This is a genomic window from Pseudoalteromonas sp. DY56-GL79, from assembly GCF_041414765.1.
Classification (GTDB): Bacteria; Pseudomonadota; Gammaproteobacteria; order Enterobacterales; family Alteromonadaceae; genus Pseudoalteromonas; species Pseudoalteromonas piscicida.
In genome coordinates, this window is the sequence record NZ_JANHZS010000002.1 from 196,704 (window position 1) to 219,241 (window position 22,538).

Sequence of the window (22,538 nt, forward strand, 5' to 3'; positions counted from 1 at the left end):
AAGGCCAGCTCTGAATTATTGTAGAGCTGGCCTTCTTTTAGTGTGGCAACAGTCTTACTTAGAACGCTCGCTCTAAGCTGCCAAGTAACTCAACCTCAGCAACTGCAACTTGTTCTAACTTGCTTAGTTCCAGTGCAAGCTTATTCAGTTCAATATTATTTGATCTTGGTTTAACTAGAGCAATCTTATTTTCGAAGTCTCGTAAAATAATGAGATCGAACTTGTTTGCAATACTTTGCAGGTCACCATTATACTTAATTTCCAGATTGCCAGAAACTACCCGCTTGTTTCCTTGCTTGTCGGAAAGTACATCTCCTTTATAATAACCAACTTTGCGTATCGAGGCTGATTTTACATAGGCAATATCATGATGCACTCTAACTGTCTTTTCGGGTGCTGCAATCGCAGCTGGTAGAGCCTTTAGTCTTGCTTCTTTAGTTAAAACTGCGGTTTCAGCGGTATCTTTTACTTTTTTCAACGTTGCTACATCAACGGCTTTTAGTTCTAATGGCTTAAGCTCAGAGGTCATGACGTTTGCTAGTGTGTTCATTGAAATTACTGAGACAGAAGCCAAAAATAGTTTTTTTACATTCATTTTAATTACCTCTTACTTACGCCCGATAACTCTTAAACCCCAACCCTCAAGAGTCGAAGGTTCTGAGTTTGCAAATACAATACTCGCTTTATTAGCCCTATTTAAATAGTTTACTTGGTCCGGCTTATCAGTGTCCACGGCTCTTACAGTCCAAGTCCCCTTTGCCTGCTCACCATAAAATGCATTGCTCAAAAAGTGTACTGAAGGTAGTTGCACATAGCCTGAACGATAGTAACCATCTAGGATTGCGGGCATTAAGTGGGCATGTTTAGACGCAAGTACAATTGCCTTGGTACCCGATGGAGAAGTTACTTCAAGTGCTAGATCAGTACCAGCAGAGCTCGCGGTATCACCAGGAATACTTGGATTATTATATAGTGCCATTTCTGGGTTTGAAATCGTAAAGCGGAACTGCATCGACTCTACCGTCATTTCATCATCTAATACGATATTATGTGTAACACCTTGTGCATCGTTATCTGGAATCGTAAGGTTCAAACTTGGGGTTGTTGGTGCGACAAGTTCAGGGAACCCATTAGCATCGATTTTGGTTTCCAATATTTGACTACCAGCATCGATCCACTCAGAGGAAATTTGTGTGCCTAAGTCGGTCTTGTAGTTCATCGCCATTTTGACTGCTTTGCCTGCATTCGCAAGGCCAAACCCATAGTAGTTATTAAAATGGTAACCTGCAGCATTTTTCACCCAACCTAAATGTGCAATGAATTCGCCGGTTGGTGTTGTTAATTTAACTTGACTATTTTCTGGGTCATTCTTGACCGCTGTCGTAGCTAAAATATGACGAATGTCTCTTGCACTCAGATCTGGATTGGCCTCAAGTATCAAAGCAATCACACCAGAGGTGTTAGGAGCGGCTGAAGAAGTACCATTCATTGTATTTGTATAATTGCAGTTTGCATTCTGTGGATGGCCAGGGTAATTGAAGTTGGCAAAGGCCTCAACAAATGCTTGCGAGCCATACTGGTACAGCTCTTCTACTCCTGCAAAGCTTGAATAGCCTTCCAAGCATGTCATCTCGTCTGTTGTGACCATCGCAGGAGCAAATGCCCCGTATTCACCACCTGGAGCTGAAATAAATAGAGCACTACCAGCAGAAGAGTAACTCGACTTCTTACCATTTGCAGCAACAGCTGCAACTGTTAAGCTATGCGGCGAGCGGCTGGCTTGAGAAACGTTTACATCAATACAGCCTAATCCGATACTGGCGACATTCGTTCTTTTACAGTAGTCACCATTATGTGAACCATTAACAAACTCGTTCCCAGCAGCGACGATACTTAAGGCTCCTTTACCGTCTCTTAGAGTTGAAGGTGCATAGGCGAAGAGTGATTCTCTAACTTCGTTTTCTGGTAAAAAATGGGCAGGGCTATAGCCATAGCTTCTGTTAAATAAGACATTTTCATCTTTACGGATACCGCTACCATCCATGCCGTGAATAATGGCTAAATCTATTAGGCCACCGCGTTGATAATCTAAGTAGTTAATACTAATAAGGCTTGAGTCCGGAGCTACACCTCGCCCGCCGAGTCCATTCCACCCCTTAGCTGCGATTAACCCTGAAACAGCGGTGCCGTGCGCTTCAATATCATTTTTTTCGTATACTTCTTCGATATTACCGTCTTTGTCTTCTTGCTCAGTCCAATATCCTGTCATAGTCGGATCGGTAGGATCGCTTGCATTCGGAAGAAGGTTAATTGAACGACCTGAAAGTACATTATCGCTCAAATCTTCATGGCCGATATTTGTGCCGTGGTCAACAACTACGGAAATGATGCCTTTACCTGTGATCCCTAACGCATGTGCTTCTGCGACATTTAGGTCGTTACCTGCTATTTTGCTACCTACGAATGAATCTCTAAGTTTTTGTTCTTCGGCTTTGAGCTCATCTTCAGATGCAGAACTACCCAGTCTACGTTTGGCCATTTGTTCTACGAGCACTTCGCTTTGTGAGAATGCTGACTGTTCAGTGTTTCTTAAATGCCACTGTTGGTTTGCAAGCGGATCTGTAATTGATGCTGGGATCTCAATGCTACCATTTGCAGATTTACCTTTGGCTGTAACGGTATATTTAATTGTTGCTGCTTCGCCTGTGAGCGGCAAGTAATCAAACGTAGAGATGCTCTTTAGTGTTAAAACACCGTGTGGCAATGTATAAACATTGTCTACCGGTGTTATCTCAGTTTCGCCATCAAATATTGCGATTGAAAGGTTATCACTATCTGGATCTGAAGCCTGAATTGTACCTGAAATGGTCTGCCAGTGTTTCACATTCTCTAGCTGAGTCACACCAGCTTGAGGTGAACGGTCAATTTGTTGCGCAGTGTTGCCATTATCTTTATCACTGCCACCACAGGCTGATAGGGCTAAAACTATCGCTGTCGATAGCGCCGTGTATTTAAATTTATTGTTATTCATGTTATTTACCTTTGTACTCTTTACGGCAACAAATGTACTCAAGTAAATTTATGTTAGCAATTTTATAATTTATTTGTTTGTAATAACGATGTGAATAAAAATTATTTTTTATTCATACTTTCAAGTAGTTAATGGCATTGAAAACGAATGTAAATGGTAGCTGAGAAAGATGAAAAAACAAACAGGTTAGAGGAGTATTTAACCTGTTTGCTTGTAATCATTGGCGGGAAGCTATTATAGATTGTTGATATCCTTTTTAACTTGATAACCTTCGTCGGTCACAATCTGCTCAAGAATGGCAACTCTTGATTTCAAAGCATTAAGCTCTGTGTGCAACTGGTCTCGTTCTTTTTGGCTTTGCGAATCTAACTTTTTGTATTCTAAACGGCGTTTATACATTTCGCTAAGTATGCCTCCACCAACGCTAATAAGTACAATTAAAAAAACCATCGTAGTGCCGGACATAATCAATTTACTCCTTTTTGTTGATAATTGATGTTGATATTTAGCTTAGTCGTATTTTATCCATCTATTACCGTATGGATGTAAATAGCCTGAATTTCTGATAATGCTTATTTATCATGGATCTTGTAGAAATTATTCCATGGTTACTACATATTGCCTTGACTAAATGACAATAGATACTTTTGCGTTTGCAAGGTGATTAAGTGCTGTCACCATAAAAACTCTATTGTTGTAACAGGCAGTTGCTATATAAAGGTTTTGACCACAATGCGCTATTTTACCGCTTACTCTGGTCTAAAGTTAATTATTCATGCTTATAAAGAGTAAACTAAAATCAGTAATTTAATCTGTATACACCATAAAAAATGGCATCATGATTTGCCATCATGATGCCATTAAGTCATCTATAAAGTGAACTGACAATTGTCAGTTAGCACTCAATAATATTTACTGCCAATCCACCGCGTGCGGTTTCTTTGTACTTGGTTTTCATGTCGTTACCGGTATCAAGCATCGTTTTAATCACTTTATCTAGTGATACTTTTTGATCGCCCGTACCGCGTAAAGCAAGGCGAGATGCGTTAATAGCTTTAATAGAGCCCATCGCATTACGCTCAATACACGGAACTTGCACAAGCCCACCGACAGGGTCGCAGGTAAGACCCAGATTATGCTCCATACCAATCTCGGCGGCATTCTCGACGTGTATAACGTTACCACCCATTATTTCGGTTAGCGCGCCAGCAGCCATTGAGCACGCAACACCTACTTCACCTTGACATCCTACTTCAGCACCAGAAATTGAGGCATTCTTTTTATATAAGATCCCAATTGCCGCTGCGGTAAGTAGATAACGTGTGGCAATCTCTATATCCACTTCTTTGATAAAAGTGTGATAGTACATTAACACCGCTGGAAGAATACCAGCTGCACCATTGGTTGGTGCGGTCACTACGCGGCCGCCCGCTGCATTTTCTTCGTTGACTGCCAGTGCAAACAAATCCACCCAATCCATTGCGCGTAGCGGATCTTGGTGCGTCTCTACACTGAGTTTTAAATACAGGCTAGATGCACGACGACGAACTTTTAAACCGCCCGGTAAAATACCTTCGGTTTTCATACCACGTTCAATACAAGCTTTCATTACTTGCCAGATGTGGAACAGCGTTTCTTTTATTTCAGATTCTTTACGTAGAGTCTTCTCGTTGGCCATCATTAATGAAGACACACTGAGACCAGACTCTTTACACATTTCCAGTAGCTCAGCGGCTGAATTGAATGGATAAGGTGCCGGGTTTTCTGTTCTGATATCTAGCGCTGCTTGCTTTTCAGCTTCAAAATTCTGATCGGTAACGATAAAGCCACCACCAATCGAATAGTAAATTTGGCTATGAGCAAGCTCTTCGCCTTTGTACGCTTTTATTTCCATTGCATTGGAGTGCTTAGGCAGCGTTTTGCGACGGTGAAAAACAATCGCGCCTTGCTTAGGAAATTTTACTTTGTGTTGCTTGTCGAGATAGATAACCTGTTCATTTTCTATGGTTTCTAAGATCTCTGGTACTAGATCTGCATCTATGGTCTCAGGGTCGTAACCCGCAAGTCCCAAAATAACAGCTTTGCCAGAGCCGTGGCCAATACCTGTTTGGCCTAAAGAACCGAACAGTTCCACTTTCACCGAAGTGATATCATCAACGATGCCTTGTGCCTGAAGGTCTTGTACGAATAACCTAGAAGCACGCATTGGTCCCACTGTATGAGAGGAAGAAGGGCCAATACCGATACTAAACATATCGAATGCACTGATCATAAATTTTACTCACATTGCCTTTAAAACGGACGCCATCATAACGTGTCTACTTAGGGAAGTAACCCATAATCGGCAAAAGTATATGCCAGATTTTGCAGTAAGCATGATAGAAAGGTCTCTGATCTGCAAGGTGGAGGTGGATTTTAAAAAAGGTCTTACCAGTTAAGGGCTAAAATAGGGCGGTGAACTGTTTGACGATTTTTGCCGTTGCACCCCACAGTAAACCGTGCGGTGTCATAAATCCGTCGAGTGAAACTGGTTTGCCTTTATGGGTAAAATGGAAGGTTCGCCAATTCTTGGCCGTGCTTAATTGCTTTAATGACACCGTAAATGTGTGTTGCACTTCGTCGCTTTGATTCACCCAAGTTGCATCTTGTTGTACAGAAGCAACAACGGGGGTGATTTGGTATCCGGTGAGCGTTTGCATAAATGGTAATATGCCCAGTACTTGAGACTCAGAGATTGTCAGACCTATCTCTTCTTCGGTTTCACGCAGTGCTGTGTTGATGATATTACTATCTTGTTGTTCGACTTTGCCGCCAGGAAAGCAAATTTGACTAGGGTGGCTCGGTAACTCGCTGCTGCGTTTGCAAAACAACAGGTGCGCACGAGCATTTACATCAACAATAGGAATAAGCACCGCACTTTGCTTTAGAGTATGCAGTGCGGTTGGTGTTTGCGCCATGATGGGTGCCAACATAAATTGCGATATAACCTGATCAATCTTCATTTAATACCGGGAGGATTTTATTCACTTTGTGGTAAGTCTCTTCAAATTCCAACTGCACTTGAGAGTCTTTGACTATACCACCACCTGCCCAGCAATGTATCTTATTTTGATGACAAACTAGGGTTCTGATAGTGATAGAGGTATCCATATTACCACAGGCGCTGAGGTAACCGACTGAGCCGCAATAAACGCTGCGTCTGTGTGGCTCTAGCTCTTCGATGATCTCCATGGCGCGGATCTTAGGTGCACCTGTTATGGAGCCACCAGGGAAGGCGGCTTCGAGTTGATCAACAGCACATTTACCCTCTGCTAGTTTAGACGTTACCGTGCTGACTAGATGGTGAACAGCAGGAAAGCTCTCGATTGCGAAGAGTGATGGAACTGCGACGGAACCTGGCTCCGCTACCTTACCCAAGTCATTACGTAGTAGGTCTACTATCATGACATTCTCGGCTCGGTCTTTGCTGCTGTTTCGCAGTTTTTCAGCTTGCGCTTTATCGGCGTCAGTATTTGGTAACCTTGGCAAGGTGCCCTTAATCGGCTTAGTTTCTACAATATTGTCTTTAACTTGGATGAAGCGCTCTGGTGACACGGAAACAATGGCACTATCGCCCAAGTTAAAAAATGCTGAGAAAGGTGCTTGGTTGTGGTTTCGAAGCTTTTTATACGCTAACCACGGCGCGCCGGAAAAGCTCGCACTGAATCGTTGTGCTAGGTTTATTTGATAGCAGTCGCCACTTAGCAAATAAGATTGAATGCGCTCAAAATTTTGCTCGTATTGTGTTCTACTCATGTTTGACTGCCACTGTGACGTCAGTCTAAATGGCTCGAACGCTGAGGCGTCTTTGAGCCGCTGCAAATACATTTCTAGCCTTTGTGTATTAGGTTGTGACACATAAAACCAAGCTTTGAGTACTTTGTCATGAATTAACGCGTCTGGATACAAGCCAACACAGGCGTCGGGTAGCTTAATATCATGTTCTGCACAATGTGGTATGTGTTCAATATAACGGCCGAGATCATAGCCAAAATAACCAAGCCAACCGCCATTAAAAGGTAAATCATGGGGAGCACTGCAATTACTAAACTGGGCAAGCTTATCTTTCATCATAGTGAAAATAGAACTACTCTGCAGCTGGCCGTCTAAAAATACATTTCCGTCTTTAGCTTCAAGTAAATTAATTGGTGCAAGCGCAATGATATCGTAGCGGCTATTGATGTGATTAGAATCGCTGGAATCTAACAGGATAGCCTGAGATTCGTTTGCAAAGTGTTCAAATAATTCTAGTGCATTGTGCCTAATGTCTAATTTCGTACAGTTTATTCGCTCGTTTATCATTTACTTGACCTGCAAAGCTAGCCCCAAACGGGCGGGGAGGTTATCATAGTTACCTGCTATTCCATAGTTTAAGGTATTGAAATTGACTTTCTAACGCTGAATAACAACAATTGCCAGCGAAGTTTCAATACCAAAAAATACCGTCGAAAATTGAGGAACCGTCATGAGTACAATCCGTCAGCAAGACTTTATTGATAGCATTGAAGATGCGCTTCAATATATCTCATTTTACCACCCACTTGATTTTGTCCAAGCATTAGAAAAAGCCTACGAAAAAGAAGAAAGTAAGGCCGCGAAAGATGCAATTGCACAGATCTTAATTAACTCGCGTATGTCAGCAGAAGGTAAGCGTCCGCTGTGTCAAGACACGGGGATAGTAACCTGCTTTGTTAAAGTCGGTATGGACGTTAAGTGGGATAAAACAGACTTGACGGTACAACAAATGGTAGATGAGGGAACTCGTCGTGCCTACATGAATCCAGATAACCCACTACGTGCATCAATCGTTGCCGATCCGGCTGGTAGCCGTAAAAACACCAAAGACAATACGCCTTCGGTAGTACACATTGACTTAGTACCTGGTGCTGAAGTTGAAGTGATGATTGCAGCGAAGGGGGGCGGCTCTGAAAACAAAACTAAAATGGTGATGCTAAACCCATCAGATGATGTTGCTGAATGGGTAGAAAAAACATTACCGACAATGGGCGCTGGTTGGTGTCCTCCGGGTATGCTAGGTATAGGTATCGGTGGTACAGCAGAAAAAGCGGCTGTATTGGCAAAAGAATCTTTAATGGATCCGGTTGATATCCATGAGCTAATGGAACGTGGCGCCGAAACTGCAGAAGAAAAGCTGCGTCTAGAAATTTTTGAACGTGCAAACAAGCTTGGTATTGGGGCACAAGGTCTTGGTGGTTTAACAACCGTTGTTGACGTTAAAATCAAAACAGCACCAACACACGCAGCGTCTAAGCCAGTGGTAATGATCCCTAACTGTGCCGCTACACGCCACGTACATTTCACACTAGATGGTTCAGGTCCTGCAGATCTAAAAGCACCAAAGCTCGAAGATTGGCCAGAAGTGACTTGGGAAGTGGGTGAAGATACGCGTCGCGTCAATTTAGATACTTTGACCAAAGCAGATATCCAAGAATGGAAAATGGGTGAAACGGTGTTGCTTTCAGGCAAGATCTTAACTGGTCGAGATGCAGCGCATAAACGTCTGCAAGAAATGATGAATTCTGGTCAAGGCTTGCCAGAAGGTGTCGATTTCACTAATAAGTTCATCTATTACGTGGGTCCAGTGGATGCTGTTGGCGATGAAGTCGTGGGTCCTGCAGGCCCTACCACATCTACACGTATGGATAAGTTTACTGATCTGATGTTAGAGAAAACGGGTCTTATCGGCATGATCGGTAAAGCCGAGCGCGGTCCAGCAACTGTCGAGTCAATCAAACAAAATAAAGCCGTGTATCTTATGGCTGTAGGCGGCGCAGCGTACTTGGTGGCTAAGGCAATTAAGAAATCACGTGTTGTAGCGTTTGAAGACTTAGGTATGGAAGCTATTTACGAGTTTGAAGTAGAGGACATGCCGGTGACGGTTGCTGTTGATAGCAATGGTGAGAATGCGCATACCCAAGGCCCAGCAATTTGGAAAGCACGAATTGAAGAGTTAGATAGCAAACTTAGTTAATCAGCTATACATTGATGGAGAGTACAAAATAGGTACTTTCCACTTCAAACATTCGGTTTCAGTGTTAAGTTGGGAGCCGAAGTACTACTTAGGAGGCTATACGCCTCCTTTCTTGTATGGATAAGTTTACAACAACTAGTTACCTTCCGTTTACGTAAACAGTAACTTCAGAAAAGCTCAATAAGTTAAATTAAAATTCCTTTAATGTTTTTATTTTTGGTTTGATTTTTCTGTATTTGTTTTTATTTTGAATTAAATATTTGTATTTGCTTTGAATTGGGTTTATATCATCTCAATTTGTGGAATGGTGCTAGAGTTAGTGATAGAGTCTTGCCAATTTCAGCGCTATTTGCCCTTAGTGTGGTATTGAACGCAAAGTCACACTTAAGAGCTTACCCGTATGGGATAGATAATTTTTGGAGAAGAAGAAAGTGGCTGTATTTAACCAAGTTGAATTTGATAACCATGAGCAAGTCGTATTTTGTTCAGACGAAGCATCAGGCCTAAAAGCGATTATCGCGGTACATAACACTAAACTAGGTCCAGCGGTAGGCGGTTGTCGCCTATGGAATTATGCCTCTGATGAAGATGCAGTATATGATGTACTGCGTCTGTCTAAAGGGATGACATATAAGAATGCGGTTGCACGTTTACCATTTGGTGGTGGCAAATCTGTCATTATTGGCGATGCTAAGACTATCAAGTCAGAAGCGCTATTCAGAGCATTTGGTAAACACCTAGACCGCCTAGGTGGCAGTTACTACTCAGCTGAAGATGTAAACATCACAACCGGTGATGTAATGGTAATGCATAAAGAAACTAACTACGTAATGGGCCTCGAAGGTAAAAGCGGTAACCCTTCTCCATTTACTGCGTTAGGCACGTTCCTTGGAATTAAAGCAGCTTACCAACACAAGTATGGTCACCAAGACTTGGCTGGTATCAAAGTTGCCGTACAGGGCTTGGGTGCAGTTGCTTACACTTTATGTAAGCATCTTCATGAAGCGGGTGCAGAGCTATTTGTTACAGACATCAACGAAGAGTCAGTGCAACGAGTGGTCAATGATTTCAATGCGACTGCTGTTGGTATTGACGAAATCTATGATTTAGATGTTGATGTGTATGCGCCGTGTGCACTAGGTGCTACGGTAAATGACGACACTATTCCACGTATCAAAGCCACGATTATTGCAGGGTGTGCAAACAACCAGCTTGCAGAGTCGCGTCATGGTGAGATCATTCGTGAAAAAGGCATTTTATATGCACCAGACTATGTGATTAATGCTGGTGGGATCATCAATGTTTACTATGAAACAAAACCTGAAGGTTATGATGAGGCAGCAGCAACTAAACACGTTGAAGGTATCTACGACACGCTAACCGAAATCTTTAAGCGTTCTGAAGATGAGAAAGTTTCAACACATATAATTGCTGATAAATTAGCTCAAGAGATTATTGAAAACGGTCTATAATAACATCGCCGTTTAATTACCAGAGAGGGGCATGCGCCCCTTTTTTTGTATGAAAAAGAAAATACCTCTTGATACTTGGCCTCGCCAAGAACACTTTTCGTTCTTCAATGATTTTGCCCAACCTTACTTCACCGTTACCGTCAGCTTACAAATGGAAAGAGTTTACGAAATGAGTAAACGTAATGCCGTTCCGTTTTCTCTTAGTTGCCTATACGCACTACAACTGGCATTACAAAGCTATACCCCTATTCGTTACCGTATAGAGGCAGGAGAGGTGGTTGAATATGATGCTGTAGAAATTAGCAGTGTTTTTCTGCGAGGGGATGAAACCTTTAGATTTGTAAGGCTCGCACCTGAAAGTGATTTCAACCGCTTTATTAGCGCCAATATTCATAGCAAAACTGAGCAACTAAATGGACCGCTAGTCAATGAGCAATTTTTAATGGAAAGTCAGGTGCCAAATTGCGTGCATGTATCTATACTTCCATGGTTATCTTTTTCCAGTTTTGGTCATGCGAGACACAGTCGAGATGACTTCGGGATCCCAAAATTTGTGTTCGGAAAATACAATAAAGCAGATGGTACGATGCCATTTTGTATTGAAGTCCATCATGCCTTAATGGATGGTCTACACGTCGCTGAATTCGTTCAAATTCTGCAGGAAAAAATAGATCAAGCGATTTGGGACAGATAAACAAATTTTGCGTTAGTTCGCAGAAGATGAAATAATTTGCGTTCTGTGCAATGAGAAATCTAGCTTATGCTGCTGTTTTAATAGGTTATTCATAATTTCTATTTGGAATATCTATTCAATTTATTGGAATAAATCTGATGTAAAATATTGTAAACAGCGTATGCAAAAGGTTGGTTTTACAAAGGATGTGTATCTTTTGCTGTGTTTTTGATGTTAATTTTTTGTTTTGTATATAATTATTACTTATTTATTGACAAAAAATGTTTTCACAGTGAAGTTGACACATCGTGTTGCATTTAGCATTATTGGACAGTTGATATCTGTCAAATGATATCAGGGTTGCTCTCACGTTGGTGAGAGCGCGAAAATTATAAAAGTAACATTACTTAATTGGTTGGGAACTATGTCTGTTAAAATCAGAAAGAGCCTTGTAGCTACGGCGCTTTTAGGCGCGACAGCTTTTGCAAGCAGCAATGTGATTGCAGATCCTTTGAATGACATACAAAAAGTAGGTCAACAAACTCAAACGGCTGCTAAAAAGTCTCAAGAAAAGATTGATAACCTTTACGGTCAGTCTCAAGAAATGATCGCGGAATACCGTGGTCTGGTTGAAGAAGCAGAACTGCTTAAAGTGTATAACGATCACGTTGCACGTCTTGTAGCGGATCAAAATGCAGGTATTGAGTCTCTTGAGCGTCAAATTGGTACTATTGACAAGACAAAACAGGACGTTGTGCCTTTGATGTATCGCATGATCGATACGCTTGAGCAATTCATCAAAGCGGACGTTCCGTTTAATCAAGAAACACGTCTAGAGCGCGTTGAGAAACTTCGCAGCATCATGACTAACTCATCTGTAACAACATCTGAGAAGTTCCGTCAAGTGCTTGAAGCTTACACGATTGAAACTGACTACAGTACAACTATCGTTGCGAGCCAAGGTTCTCTTGAACAAAACGGCAAAAACATCAATGTTGACTTCGCACGCCTTGGCCGTATCGCATACGTAGCTCAGTCGTTCGACCAAAAACACGCTTGGGTTTGGAACAACAACACTAAGCAGTGGGAACAACTTGGCGAAGAATATCTTAAGCCAGTTAAGAGCATGATCCGTATTGCACGTAAGCAAGCGGCTCCTGAACTTATCGATCTACCTATCTTTGGCGCGGAGTAATTAATGATGAAGAAACTATTTAAAGGTTTTGCAGTTGCTGCAGCGTTAACAGTTTCTGCTGGTGCCGCGCTAAATGCACACGCAAACACTGAAGCTTTGGACAAAATCCTAGAGCAGGTTAAACAAAACCGTATTTCTGAAGGCAAAATCAACAAACAACGTGAGCAAGAGTTTTTAAACGATCGTGCTGACAAACAAGCATTGTTGAACAAAGCGAAGCGTGAATTGGCTGCAGAAAAAGCACGCGGTGAGCGTTTAAATGAGCAGTTCAAACAAAATGAAATCACACTTGCTGAAAAAGAAGTTGAGCTAGAAAATGCCAAAGGTACACTTGGTGAAATGTTCGGTGTTGTACGTCGTTCAGCTGCTGACGCTATCGGTTCAATCGAAGCTTCACTAGTAAGTGCTGAAAAACCTGGACGTGCTGAAGTGCTTCGTTCACTAGCTGAAGCGAAAGAGCTGCCAACTACTCGTGAACTAGAAGACCTTTGGATTGCTTTCCAAACTGAAATGACTGAATCAGCTAAAGTTTCTAAGTTTGAAGCTGAAGTTGCTGAGCTAAATGGTGACGTAAACGTTAAAGAAGTAACACGTGTTGGTAACTTCAACCTAGTTACTAAAGACGGCTACGTTATTTACGATGCTGAGAACAAGCAAATTGTTCCTCTTGGTAAGCAGCCAAGCGGTGAGCTAGGTGGTGTTGAACGTCTAATCGGTGCATCTGCTGATAAATTCGTAATGGTTGCAGTTGACCCGACTCGTGGTTCATTACTACAACTTAATACTCAACGTGCAACGATGGAAGAGCGCTGGCACCAAGGTGACACGGTTGGTTACATCATTACAGCACTACTTATTTTAGGTGCATTGATTGCCATCGTTCGTATGCTAGACCTATTCATTGTTAGCGGTAAAATCAAAGCGCAAATCAAAAACGCGAATAACCCTAACACAAACAACCCACTTGGTCGTATCTTGAAAGTTTATCATGATAACAAAGATCAAGACGTTGAAAACCTAGAGCTTAAGCTTGATGAAGCTATCCTACGTGAAACTCCGCGTATTGAGATGGGTGTAAACATCATCAAGATCCTAGCGGCTATTGCGCCACTACTAGGTCTACTAGGTACGGTTGTTGGTATGATCATGACATTCGAATCAATCACACTTTACGGTACTGGTGATCCGAAAATCATGGCAGGTAACATCTCTCTAGCGCTAGTAACTACAGCACTAGGTCTTATTGCAGCTCTACCTCTAATTCTACTTCACGCTGTTGTACACGGTCGTAGCAAAGCGGTTCTACACATCCTAGATGAGCAAAGCGCAGGTATTGTTGCTACTCACGCGGAGAAGGAGAAAGCCTAATGTTAGTCCTGATGGAGATATGGGAATCTATCAGGGATTTTGTTGCTACAGGCGGCGATGTATTATACGTGGTCGCGATAGCACTCTTTCTAATGTGGGTTTTAATGATTGAGCGCTATTGGTTCCTACTAGGCGAGTTTCCTAAGCTACACAAGGATATCGTTGCTAAGTGGGACGCCCGCCAAGATACTACGTCTTGGTACGCACACAGAATCCGCGATGCTTGGATTTCTGAAGCGTCTGAAAAATTAGATGAGCGCATGTTGATTATCAAAACATTGGTTGCGATGTGTCCATTAATCGGTCTTTTAGGTACAGTGACAGGTATGATCACAGTATTTGAAACGATGGCTACTCAAGGTACGGGTAACGCACGATTAATGGCTTCAGGCATATCAATGGCTACGGTACCAACAATGGCTGGAATGGTTGCGGCACTATCAGGTGTTTTCTTTAGCACGCGTCTAGAAGCACGTGCAAAAATGGCTAAAGAGAAGCTAGTTGATAGCTTGCCTCATCACTAGAGAGAGATTGAACTATGGCACGTAAACAACGTTTTCGTGAAGAGGAAGATGCAGCAGTAGATATGACGCCGATGCTAGACATCGTATTCATCATGCTTATCTTCTTCATCGTAACCACTTCTTTTGTTAAAGAAGCTGGTATTGAGGTTAACAAGCCAAAAGCGGCACAAGCACAAAAGACTAAGAATGCGAACATCTTTATCGCAATCCGTGAAAACGGTGAGATTTGGATGGACAAGCGTCAAGTTGATGTTGAGCGTGTAAGTGCAAACCTTGAAAGTCTGATGGCAGAACAACCTACTGACGTGATTATTATTCAAGCCGATAAAGGCGCGAAGCACGGCGTAGTAGTTCAAGTTATGGACCAAATTAAAGCGACTGGCGACAACTTGAAGATTTCAATAGCTGGAGATCAGTAATGATTCGACTTCTGTTTTCACTTCTAGCAGGTGGGGCAGTAACTCTCGGCTTGTTCTTTTTCATGTCATATCTTATCTCCGGAGGAGCAGATAGGGCAGATGTACAAAAGGAACAAATCGTAGTCGAGATTATGTCGAATCCGCCTGAATCAAAGGTGCAGCAGCGGAAGCGTGTCCCGCCTCCGCCGCCGCCACCACCTAAGCAGCCGCCAAAACCGCAGCCGCCTCAGCCAGACACGGCTGATCCTTCTGCGGGTAACATCGGCTTTAACATGCCTAGCATTGACCTAGGTGGTACTGCAGGTGGTTTATCTGGACCTGGCGAGTTTGGCCGTGATGGTGATGCAACACCTATCGTTCGAATTGAGCCAAAATATCCACCTCAAGCCGCTCGTGATGGCAAAGAAGGTTGGGTACGTTTATCTTTCACGATCAATGAGCTAGGTGGAGTCGAAGATGTTGAAATTATCGATGCTGAACCAAAGCGTATCTTTGACCGTGAAGCGAAGCGTGCACTTCGTAAGTGGAAATACCGTCCTAAAGTTGTTGATGGTAAGCCACAGAAGCAACCTGGCATCACAGTCCAGCTTGATTTCACACTAAACCAAGGTAATTAAGGAGGCAGGCATGAAAAGTTTACCCAAATTTACAGCTCTTGCTCTTCTAATTGCATTGACTGGTGGCATTTACTCAGAGTCAGTTTCTGCTGCGCCTAACTATGAAGAAATAGAGAAGCGTAAAGCGGCAAAAACTAAGATCATGGGTGAGCGAGTAGGTAAAAAGGTTGCCAAAGCGTTCGAATTATATAACGAAGAAAAAGTCGATGAAGCGATTGCAATGCTTCGCGAGCTTGACCCTTCAGATGATTTCGATAAAGCAACGGTTAACCGTTACCTAGGTCAGCTTTATGCTCAAAAGGAAAACTACGGCGAAGCGATTAAGTATACGCGTTTAGCTATTGCTCCTGATGCGCTTAACTTTAAAGATCAAGGCGATCTAATGAAGTTGCTTGGTGACCTTTTGCTAGGTACTGAAAAGTACTCAGAAGGTATCAAAGCCTATGAAGCGTGGATGGACTTTACGGGTGAAAATGACCCTAAAGTACACGGTCGTATCGCGCAAGCTTATTATGAGTTAAAGCAATATACTAATGTTATTGCTCCAGCTGATAAAGCTATCGCAGGTGTAGAAGAGCCAAATAAACAATATTATCTGATGAAAGTTGCAGCTTACTTTGAATTGAAGCAATTCAAAAAGGCTGTAGAGGTTGGTGAAGAGTTAGTACGTGTTTTCCCTGAAGACCCGAAAGCTTGGACACAACTAGGTGGCTTTTATTTGCAAACCGAAGATTACAGTAAAGGTATGACTGTAATGAAGGTTGCGTTTAGCAAAGGTTACTTTGAAAAAGAGAATGACTATAAGATTCTTGGAAGCTTATACTCTCTAACTGAAGATCCTTGGCGTGCTGCTCAAACGTTCGAAAAGGCTATGAAAGATGGCAAAATTGAACGTACTAAGCAAAACGTGACTGCGCTTGCAAGTTATTACCACCAAGCTAAACACATCAGTGATGCTGCTAAATACTATGAAGAAGCTGCTAAGTTTGACGATGACGCAGAACTTTATGGAAGAGCAGGTGGCCTTTTACTGCAAAATCTGCAGTACAGTGCAGCAGTAGTTAGACTAAATAAAGCGTTAGAGCTTGGTACCAAAAAGAAAGGCAGTACATATGCTGATCTTGCGGAAGCTTACTACTATCAAGATAAGTTCAAACAAGCTTATGCAGCAATTTTGAAGGCGAAGGAAGATCCTAGCACTAGAAGATTTGCGATTAGCTGGTCGAGCTTTATCAAAGAAAAAGCACAACGCAGGGGTGTTAGCCTCTAATTAAAAAGCCCCGAAAGGGGCTTTTTTGATTTCAAGTTTTAATGTGAAATTATGAAAAAGCATTTATTGTTCAGCCTTACTTTGGTCGCATTTATATTCCTATCCGCTTGTAGTGAGCGCAAGCCAGTCGTAAGTTATCAGGAACTCAGGACTTCTTTAATTTCTCTTAACAGTAGTTTAAGTCATTCATCTACGGATGAGATTACTGTTTTACCGTTCACAGAGGGCTATTTACAGTTACGGCACGCTTTATTATCAAGTAGTTTGAATGAATCGGATGTTATGGCGCATAAGGAGCTTGACTACTTAAGAATTCAAGAGCGATATCCAGAGCGTTACTTACCTTGGCCTAGTCATATCCCTGTACTTAAAAGCATAGAAGGTAGAGTGAGTGTTGAGGAACTTGATCTGTGGCTTAAATTTGTAATAACAAAACTAAAAGAGGCCGATGAAAGTAATATTCGCCTAAATCGGTTTGAGCGGGAAGCCGTAATAAAGCAACTTGAAGATTCAGATATTGACGCACCATCACGTTCAACGCTACTGACTTATTTAAATGATTATAAACCAAGAGCTATGCTTGGGCTGCATCAGTTACCTAATGGGAAAGAGTGGTACCAATCAAAACTAAATTTTTACGGAGCTATTCAAGAATCGCCTAATAAAGTCTTGGCGATATTATCAAAAATAGATGAGAAAAAGAGTAAGTCAATTGTGCTCAATACAACGCCTAATACTCAACAGCCTTATATACTAGAGTTATTGCCAGCTAACTGCCAAAGAATTAGTGGACTCAACTGGCGTGATGGATTTATTAATGTGCCTTCGACAGTAGCAAAGTGTACAAAGGTAATAGAGCAGCATAAAGCGCTAATCGTGACCTTAATGGAAGTGGATTTGGGAATTCATTATCAAGGGTGGTCACAAAAGCAAGCATTTGTTGCGCTCAACTCAAAACTAGCGCTGAATGAACAACAAGCACAACAATTGATTGCTAATATAGTCTATTTTCCAGCGACTATTTTTGCTGCATATCCCCATTTTTTAAAGCCTTAGTCTTACAACTGCGACAGCGTTGGGTTGCTGGATCTTGTTCTAGCAACTCAAGCTCTATTGTCTGCTCGCAATCACAGCAATAACCAAACTGACCGATCTCCATTTGGCATAATGCCGCTTCGACTTTCATCAACCTATCATAGAGCGGAAACTGCTCGGGATTTATTTTTTCCATTACAATATCAAGCCATTTATTGGGTGGGTTGAGCTCTAAGGTATTGGCAAGGTTATGAGTAAACTCATTGGGTGAAGCTTTTAGCTCTCCTAAAAAGTCGCTTCTAAGTGTAGCAAGTTCAGCTTGTAAGCTTTGCTCGTAGTTATGTGTGTTTTCATTCATGGGCGCTCTCCTATCCGACGCCCCATTATCATTTCAGTCAAACTTCACTGTTATGATTTGAATCAAGGTCTGGAGACATTGCGTATTTCTGCAACACCTTCATGACGTCATCTTTGCTTTTGAGCGTTTTGATTTCATCAAAAAGAACATGTGCGCCGCTATACTGACATTTCAAATAACTTAACCACTGTTTTGTTCTAGCCGAAAAGTACTTTTCACTCATATTCTCATCCTGATGCATGGAAGAGTGGAGGATATGGTAGACCACGTTTTCCCATTTGAGTGGAGTGTAAAGAGTTCCGTTAACATGCGCTTTGATTTTTGCTGCCAAATCGGGGGTGGCTAGCGCACCACGACCAAGCATCAAATCTTGGCATTGGCTGCGTGCTTGGCAGAGCAGTGCATCTTCCACTTGCCAAATTTCACCGTTAGCAACGACAGGAATGGTTAACCTTGATAATAAAGGTGGGATCTTTTCCCAGTACGCTGGCGGTTTGTAGCCATCTCGCTTGGTGCGTGCATGTATCGCCAAACTCGACGCACCACCTTGCTGGACCGCATCGACAATTTCAGTACTATTGGCATCATCGTCAAAGCCAAGGCGTATTTTGGCGCTTACTTGATGTTCTTCTGGTACCGCATCTCTAACTGCTCTAATGATTTGATAGATTTGCTCAGGCTCTTTCAGCAAAACCGCGCCGCCGCGGCTTTTATTCACGGTTTTCGCGGGACAACCAAAGTTCAAATCGACACCATGAGAGCCAAGCTTTACGGCCTTTCGTGCATTCGCTGCAAGCGCATGGGGAACCTGACCTAGAAGCTGTACTCTTACCGGTGTTCCGGCTCTGGTATAACCACCGTTTAATAGTTCAGGACAGTATCTAGTGAATACTCTGCGTGGAAAGGTGAGATCAACGACGCGAATAAACTCAGTCACACAAAGATCAAAGCCGCCGAGATCTGTGAGCAATTCGCGCATTTTAAAATCAACTACACCTTCCATCGGCGCCAGAACAAGCTTCATGTGTTAACCTTTAGATACAACAAAAATAAAATGAGTCACTGATGACCCATCGAAAAGCGCGATATTTTAGCTAATTGTTTGCTGCAAGTCACCAATAGGCCCTAGTTATCCACAAATAGCAAAAAGGCAGCAGATGGACTATAACTGGATGTAAACCACAACTTAGTGATCACAGCTAAAATTTTTAAACGTTTAGCGAAATAAATATTTAGACGTTTGGGTCTACTAATTGAATCTACTATTTCTGAGAGAGCAAACATTATGAATACCGTTAAAAAGAACTCTATTGCCCTTACTTTAAGCGCAGTTGTTGCAGGTACTGCTGGGTTAACCGCGACGGATGCAAGTGCTAATCCATTTAGTTTTGAAACAATGACCGCTGGTTATCAACTAGATGCTGGTGAAGGAAAATGTGGCGAAGGTAAATGTGGTGGCGACGCCAAAGACAAAAAAGAAGGTAAGTGCGGCGAAGGCAAGTGTGGTGGCGACGCTAAAGGCAAGAAAGAAGGCAAATGCGGCGAAGGCAAGTGTGGTGGCGACGCTAAAGGCAAGAAAGAAGGCAAATGCGGCGAAGGCAAATGTGGTGGCCATGCAAAAGGCAAAAAGGAAGGTAAGTGCGGTGAGGGCAAATGTGGCGGCGACGCTAAAGGTAAAAAAGAAGGTAAGTGCGGTGAAGGCAAATGTGGTGGCGACGCTAAAGGCAAGAAAGAAGGCAAATGCGGCGAAGGCAAGTGTGGTGGCGACGCTAAAGGCAAAAAAGAAGGTAAATGCGGCGAAGGCAAGTGTGGTGGTAACCACTAAGTAGAAACACCATTGTGTTCGACCCAATAGCGCTGCTGGTTATGTTAAGGTAATAGTAGCGCTATTGGGTAATTCCAAAGCGAAGCAATGCATACAGCAAAGCCTCGGTGATGCGAGCTTTGGGATCTTTAAAATAATGTCTAAAGTGAGAGAAGTATGACAGTGCAGTTAGGCAAGTTAGGACTCGGTTTGCGCCGTGAAATGGTTGATGACATGCTCAATACGCCGCCAAAGCAAGTAGACTTTTATGAGGTTGCACCAGAAAACTGGCTAAAATTTGGCGGTAAGCTTGCAAAGCAATTTCAAGCATTGACGCAACAACATACCTTTATCTGTCATGGCTTATCGTTATCGCTAGGTTCACCTGCACCGCTTGATCGCGAATTTTTATCACAACTCAAGACGTTTTTTAACCAGCATAATATCGCTACCTATAGTGAACATCTGAGTTATTGTTCGGGAAAGGGTCATATGTACGATCTGATGCCAATCCCATTTACTGAAGAAGCAATCCATCATACCGCTAAGCGGATCCGAGCAGTCCAAGAGCATCTAGAACGCCGGATTGCAGTAGAAAATGTCTCTTACTATGCCGCTCCTGGACAAGAAATGTCGGAGTTGGAATTTACCCTTGGGGTATTAGCCGAAGCCGATTGCGATTTGCTACTCGATGTCAACAACATCTATGTCAACGCTATTAACCATGGCTACGATGCTGAACAATTCTTAGCGGCTATGCCAACCGAGCGTATTGTATACGGCCATATCGCAGGCCATTATGTGGAAGCCGAAGACTTACTCGTTGATACACACGGCGCTGAAGTATCTTCGCCGGTGTGGGACTTGTTAGAGAAAGCCTATGAGCTGCATGGGGTGTTCCCGACGTTACTAGAGCGTGATTTTAATATTCCTCCTATGGCAGAATTACTGGCAGAAGCGGGAAAAATTTCAGCAATACAGGCCAAATACGCCAAGCGCTTGGAGCAGGTATAGCTATGTCTTTTGTAAAAACTCAGCAGCAGTTTATGGCGCATATCAGAGATCCAGACAACCAACCTGCACCTGAAGGCATAGAAGATCGGCGCTTAAAAATCTATCAAGAGCTGTTTTTTAATAACGTTGAAGGCTTCGTGAGCAGTGCGTTTCCTGTACTTAAAAGCTTGTATACCAACACAGATTGGTTGATGTTAATTAGGCTGTTTTTTGTTAAGCACGATTGTCATTCGCCATACTTTTTAGAGATTAGCAAAGAGTTTTTGCAGTTTTTACAAACAGAATACGAGCCCACTGAAGCTGATCCTGAGTTCTTGTTAGAGCTTGCTCATTATGAATGGCTAGAGCTAGATGTGGCAACGATCGTTGAGGCAGAGCATGAGCTTTCAATTGAAGTACAAGCGCTTGCAGATGTTGAAATTAGCTTGGCAAGTACAGCCAGAGTTGCACATTATCAATATCCGGTTCATCAGATCAGTGAAACCTTTAGGCCAACTAAAACAGCAGGGCAAACATTTAGCTTTGCATTGTATAGAGACGAAGAGGACGATGTTCAGTTTGTCGCACTAAACCCGATGACGGCCTTAATGTTGTCGGTGATTGAAGCCAATGATGGTATGCAACTCACTGACATTGTGGATGTTATCGCGCAGCAAGTGCCTCAGTTTACTATTGAGCAGCTGCAGCAAGGGGCACAGCATACACTAGCTGAATTCGCGGATCTTGGCATTATCAAAACAAAAAACCTTTAAGCTATTGGCAACATCGACTATTATACGGCCTGTTTTTGTCGTGCTTAAACTCGGACTAGGGCGCTAGTCAATGCTTTCTGCTGCTATGCAGTTGGCGTGAGTTGTAAAATTAAAGGTAGTATCTATGTCTAAAGGTGACTTTAAAGATCCGTTCAATGCAAAGTATTTCCTTGCATTTGTTGCTGTATTCGCTGGAATTGGCTGTTTAAACGCGATTCTAGGCTGGGCAACAGCGCTTGCATAAGTCAAGCTGAACGTATTTACCAAGAGGCTGCTATATGCAGCCTTTTTCGATTCAATACCGATTAATACTCACTAAATTGTTCGCTTTTCCTCCATCCTGACACACAAAGTCACTCAGTCGGTTTCAACCGGATAGAAAATTGTTATAATCTCACTCTTTTGTAATAAACTTAAAGCAAAGCAATTATGACGACAGAGAATATGTCATTGATCAAAAATAGTATCGCGACGGTTCCTAATTACCCAAAACCTGGGATTATGTTCCGTGACGTGACTTCACTTCTAGCAAATCCTGCTGCGTTTAAGGCAACAATTGATGCGTTCGTTGCGGCTTATAAAGATGGCGGCTTCACTAAAATCATCGGTACTGAATCGCGTGGTTTTATCTTCGGTGCACCATTGGCGTATGAGTTAGGTATTCCTTTTATTCCAGTAAGAAAGCCGGGTAAATTACCGCGTGAGGTGATCAGCCAGTCTTACCAGCTTGAATATGGTGAAGATACGCTTGAATTACACTCAGATGCGATTGAAGCAGGTGATAAAGTGCTACTTGTTGATGATTTACTTGCAACAGGTGGTACTATTGAAGCAACAGCAAAACTGGTTAAGCGCTTAGGCGGTGAAGCTACTGATGCTGCGTTTGTTATTTCATTGCCTGAGCTTGGTGGTGAAAAGAAAATCAATGATCTTGGGATCAAAATCCTCTCACTTGTAGAGTTTGAAGGCGAATAA

At 42.5% G+C, this 22,538-nt stretch carries 22 protein-coding genes; 14 read left to right on the forward strand and 8 right to left on the reverse strand.

Features of this window, described 5'->3' with window-relative positions; all coding sequences use genetic code 11:
* Positions 1-58: 58 nt before the first annotated feature.
* From NO992_RS02275 to pabB, 6 genes are all read right to left on the reverse strand, one after another.
* Positions 59-595, reverse strand: coding sequence for a hypothetical protein (locus NO992_RS02275; protein WP_253107388.1), 537 nt, complete (start codon positions 593-595; stop codon positions 59-61).
* 12 nt (positions 596-607) lie between these two features.
* A complete protein-coding gene (locus NO992_RS02280; protein ID WP_371374026.1) occupies positions 608-3,031 on the reverse strand; it encodes a S8 family serine peptidase in 2,424 nt (807 codons plus the stop codon).
* Between the two features lie 234 nt (positions 3,032-3,265).
* The gene (locus NO992_RS02285; protein ID WP_010369032.1) at positions 3,266-3,496 is read right to left on the reverse strand and encodes a hypothetical protein; all 231 of its coding nucleotides are present in this window, start codon (positions 3,494-3,496) and stop codon (positions 3,266-3,268) included.
* 430 nt (positions 3,497-3,926) lie between these two features.
* Positions 3,927-5,303, reverse strand: coding sequence for an L-serine ammonia-lyase (locus NO992_RS02290; RefSeq protein ID WP_371374029.1), 1,377 nt, complete (start codon positions 5,301-5,303; stop codon positions 3,927-3,929).
* Positions 5,304-5,472: 169 nt separating this feature from the next.
* Complete coding sequence (locus NO992_RS02295) at positions 5,473-6,033, reverse strand: CoA pyrophosphatase (RefSeq protein ID WP_130164471.1); 561 nt, start codon at positions 6,031-6,033, stop codon at positions 5,473-5,475.
* Positions 6,023-7,372 carry an aminodeoxychorismate synthase component I gene (pabB, locus tag NO992_RS02300; protein ID WP_130164470.1) on the reverse strand — a complete coding sequence of 450 codons (1,350 nt, stop codon included), beginning with the start codon at positions 7,370-7,372 and terminating at the stop codon, positions 6,023-6,025. Before pabB ends, NO992_RS02295 begins: the two co-directional genes overlap by 11 nt.
* A 163-nt stretch (positions 7,373-7,535) precedes the next feature.
* Here pabB and NO992_RS02305 point away from each other — a divergent pair, with 163 nt between their 5' ends.
* From NO992_RS02305 to NO992_RS02350, 10 genes are all read left to right on the forward strand, one after another.
* Positions 7,536-9,062 (forward strand): fumarate hydratase, encoded by a 1,527-nt coding sequence (locus NO992_RS02305; RefSeq protein ID WP_010606398.1) that lies wholly within the window; start codon positions 7,536-7,538, stop codon positions 9,060-9,062.
* 431 nt (positions 9,063-9,493) lie between these two features.
* A complete protein-coding gene (locus NO992_RS02310; protein WP_010369022.1) occupies positions 9,494-10,534 on the forward strand; it encodes a Glu/Leu/Phe/Val dehydrogenase in 1,041 nt (346 codons plus the stop codon).
* Positions 10,535-10,565: 31 nt separating this feature from the next.
* Positions 10,566-11,228 carry a CatA-like O-acetyltransferase gene (locus NO992_RS02315; RefSeq protein ID WP_249031242.1) on the forward strand — a complete coding sequence of 221 codons (663 nt, stop codon included), beginning with the start codon at positions 10,566-10,568 and terminating at the stop codon, positions 11,226-11,228.
* A gap of 403 nt (positions 11,229-11,631) precedes the next feature.
* On the forward strand, positions 11,632-12,402 hold the full coding sequence (locus NO992_RS02320; RefSeq protein ID WP_138582638.1) for a DUF3450 domain-containing protein: 771 nt from the start codon (positions 11,632-11,634) through the stop codon (positions 12,400-12,402).
* A 6-nt stretch (positions 12,403-12,408) separates the two neighbouring features.
* Positions 12,409-13,770 (forward strand): MotA/TolQ/ExbB proton channel family protein, encoded by a 1,362-nt coding sequence (locus tag NO992_RS02325; RefSeq protein ID WP_237116945.1) that lies wholly within the window; start codon positions 12,409-12,411, stop codon positions 13,768-13,770.
* The gene (locus NO992_RS02330; RefSeq protein WP_017218012.1) at positions 13,770-14,294 is read left to right on the forward strand and encodes a MotA/TolQ/ExbB proton channel family protein; all 525 of its coding nucleotides are present in this window, start codon (positions 13,770-13,772) and stop codon (positions 14,292-14,294) included. Before NO992_RS02325 ends, NO992_RS02330 begins: the two co-directional genes overlap by 1 nt.
* Positions 14,295-14,308: 14 nt before the next feature.
* Complete coding sequence (locus NO992_RS02335) at positions 14,309-14,713, forward strand: biopolymer transporter ExbD (protein WP_010369015.1); 405 nt, start codon at positions 14,309-14,311, stop codon at positions 14,711-14,713.
* The gene (locus NO992_RS02340) at positions 14,713-15,330 is read left to right on the forward strand and encodes an energy transducer TonB (RefSeq protein WP_010369012.1); all 618 of its coding nucleotides are present in this window, start codon (positions 14,713-14,715) and stop codon (positions 15,328-15,330) included. Before NO992_RS02335 ends, NO992_RS02340 begins: the two co-directional genes overlap by 1 nt.
* Before the next feature lie 10 nt (positions 15,331-15,340).
* Entirely contained in the window at positions 15,341-16,600 is a 1,260-nt protein-coding gene (locus tag NO992_RS02345; protein ID WP_010369010.1) for a hypothetical protein, read from the forward strand.
* Between the two features lie 51 nt (positions 16,601-16,651).
* Positions 16,652-17,656, forward strand: coding sequence for a hypothetical protein (locus NO992_RS02350; RefSeq protein ID WP_248694115.1), 1,005 nt, complete (start codon positions 16,652-16,654; stop codon positions 17,654-17,656).
* On the opposite strand, the gene NO992_RS02355 is transcribed toward NO992_RS02350, so the two are convergent.
* The gene (locus NO992_RS02355) at positions 17,619-17,993 is read right to left on the reverse strand and encodes a TraR/DksA C4-type zinc finger protein (protein WP_010369006.1); all 375 of its coding nucleotides are present in this window, start codon (positions 17,991-17,993) and stop codon (positions 17,619-17,621) included. The two genes, NO992_RS02350 and NO992_RS02355, sit on opposite strands and share 38 nt — an antisense overlap.
* A gap of 37 nt (positions 17,994-18,030) precedes the next feature.
* Entirely contained in the window at positions 18,031-19,017 is a 987-nt protein-coding gene (locus tag NO992_RS02360; protein WP_371374036.1) for a tRNA-dihydrouridine synthase, read from the reverse strand.
* A gap of 261 nt (positions 19,018-19,278) precedes the next feature.
* On the opposite strand from NO992_RS02360, the gene NO992_RS02365 reads away from it, so the two are divergent.
* The 4 genes from NO992_RS02365 (at position 19,279) to apt (ending at position 22,538) form a co-directional block, all read left to right on the forward strand.
* Positions 19,279-19,818 (forward strand): hypothetical protein, encoded by a 540-nt coding sequence (locus tag NO992_RS02365; protein ID WP_371374039.1) that lies wholly within the window; start codon positions 19,279-19,281, stop codon positions 19,816-19,818.
* Positions 19,819-19,974: 156 nt separating this feature from the next.
* On the forward strand, positions 19,975-20,811 hold the full coding sequence (locus NO992_RS02370; protein WP_371374041.1) for a DUF692 domain-containing protein: 837 nt from the start codon (positions 19,975-19,977) through the stop codon (positions 20,809-20,811).
* Between the two features lie 2 nt (positions 20,812-20,813).
* On the forward strand, positions 20,814-21,563 hold the full coding sequence (locus NO992_RS02375; RefSeq protein WP_010368996.1) for a DUF2063 domain-containing protein: 750 nt from the start codon (positions 20,814-20,816) through the stop codon (positions 21,561-21,563).
* A 429-nt stretch (positions 21,564-21,992) separates the two neighbouring features.
* The gene (apt, locus tag NO992_RS02380; RefSeq protein WP_010368992.1) at positions 21,993-22,538 is read left to right on the forward strand and encodes an adenine phosphoribosyltransferase; all 546 of its coding nucleotides are present in this window, start codon (positions 21,993-21,995) and stop codon (positions 22,536-22,538) included.

Coding starts and splice junctions, on each gene's coding strand:
- NO992_RS02275 (WP_253107388.1), bottom strand. CDS start 595: ATGAATGTAAAAAAACTATTTTTGGCTTCTGTCTCAGTAATTTCAATG.
- NO992_RS02280 (WP_371374026.1), bottom strand. CDS start 3,031: ATGAATAACAATAAATTTAAATACACGGCGCTATCGACAGCGATAGTT.
- NO992_RS02285 (WP_010369032.1), bottom strand. CDS start 3,496: ATGTCCGGCACTACGATGGTTTTTTTAATTGTACTTATTAGCGTTGGT.
- NO992_RS02290 (WP_371374029.1), bottom strand. CDS start 5,303: ATGATCAGTGCATTCGATATGTTTAGTATCGGTATTGGCCCTTCTTCC.
- NO992_RS02295 (WP_130164471.1), bottom strand. CDS start 6,033: ATGAAGATTGATCAGGTTATATCGCAATTTATGTTGGCACCCATCATG.
- pabB (WP_130164470.1), bottom strand. CDS start 7,372: ATGATAAACGAGCGAATAAACTGTACGAAATTAGACATTAGGCACAAT.
- NO992_RS02305 (WP_010606398.1), top strand. CDS start 7,536: ATGAGTACAATCCGTCAGCAAGACTTTATTGATAGCATTGAAGATGCG.
- NO992_RS02315 (WP_249031242.1), top strand. CDS start 10,566: ATGCGCCCCTTTTTTTGTATGAAAAAGAAAATACCTCTTGATACTTGG.
- NO992_RS02320 (WP_138582638.1), top strand. CDS start 11,632: ATGTCTGTTAAAATCAGAAAGAGCCTTGTAGCTACGGCGCTTTTAGGC.
- NO992_RS02325 (WP_237116945.1), top strand. CDS start 12,409: ATGAAGAAACTATTTAAAGGTTTTGCAGTTGCTGCAGCGTTAACAGTT.
- NO992_RS02330 (WP_017218012.1), top strand. CDS start 13,770: ATGTTAGTCCTGATGGAGATATGGGAATCTATCAGGGATTTTGTTGCT.
- NO992_RS02335 (WP_010369015.1), top strand. CDS start 14,309: ATGGCACGTAAACAACGTTTTCGTGAAGAGGAAGATGCAGCAGTAGAT.
- NO992_RS02340 (WP_010369012.1), top strand. CDS start 14,713: ATGATTCGACTTCTGTTTTCACTTCTAGCAGGTGGGGCAGTAACTCTC.
- NO992_RS02345 (WP_010369010.1), top strand. CDS start 15,341: ATGAAAAGTTTACCCAAATTTACAGCTCTTGCTCTTCTAATTGCATTG.
- NO992_RS02350 (WP_248694115.1), top strand. CDS start 16,652: ATGAAAAAGCATTTATTGTTCAGCCTTACTTTGGTCGCATTTATATTC.
- NO992_RS02355 (WP_010369006.1), bottom strand. CDS start 17,993: ATGAATGAAAACACACATAACTACGAGCAAAGCTTACAAGCTGAACTT.
- NO992_RS02360 (WP_371374036.1), bottom strand. CDS start 19,017: ATGAAGCTTGTTCTGGCGCCGATGGAAGGTGTAGTTGATTTTAAAATG.
- NO992_RS02365 (WP_371374039.1), top strand. CDS start 19,279: ATGAATACCGTTAAAAAGAACTCTATTGCCCTTACTTTAAGCGCAGTT.
- NO992_RS02370 (WP_371374041.1), top strand. CDS start 19,975: ATGACAGTGCAGTTAGGCAAGTTAGGACTCGGTTTGCGCCGTGAAATG.
- NO992_RS02375 (WP_010368996.1), top strand. CDS start 20,814: ATGTCTTTTGTAAAAACTCAGCAGCAGTTTATGGCGCATATCAGAGAT.
- apt (WP_010368992.1), top strand. CDS start 21,993: ATGACGACAGAGAATATGTCATTGATCAAAAATAGTATCGCGACGGTT.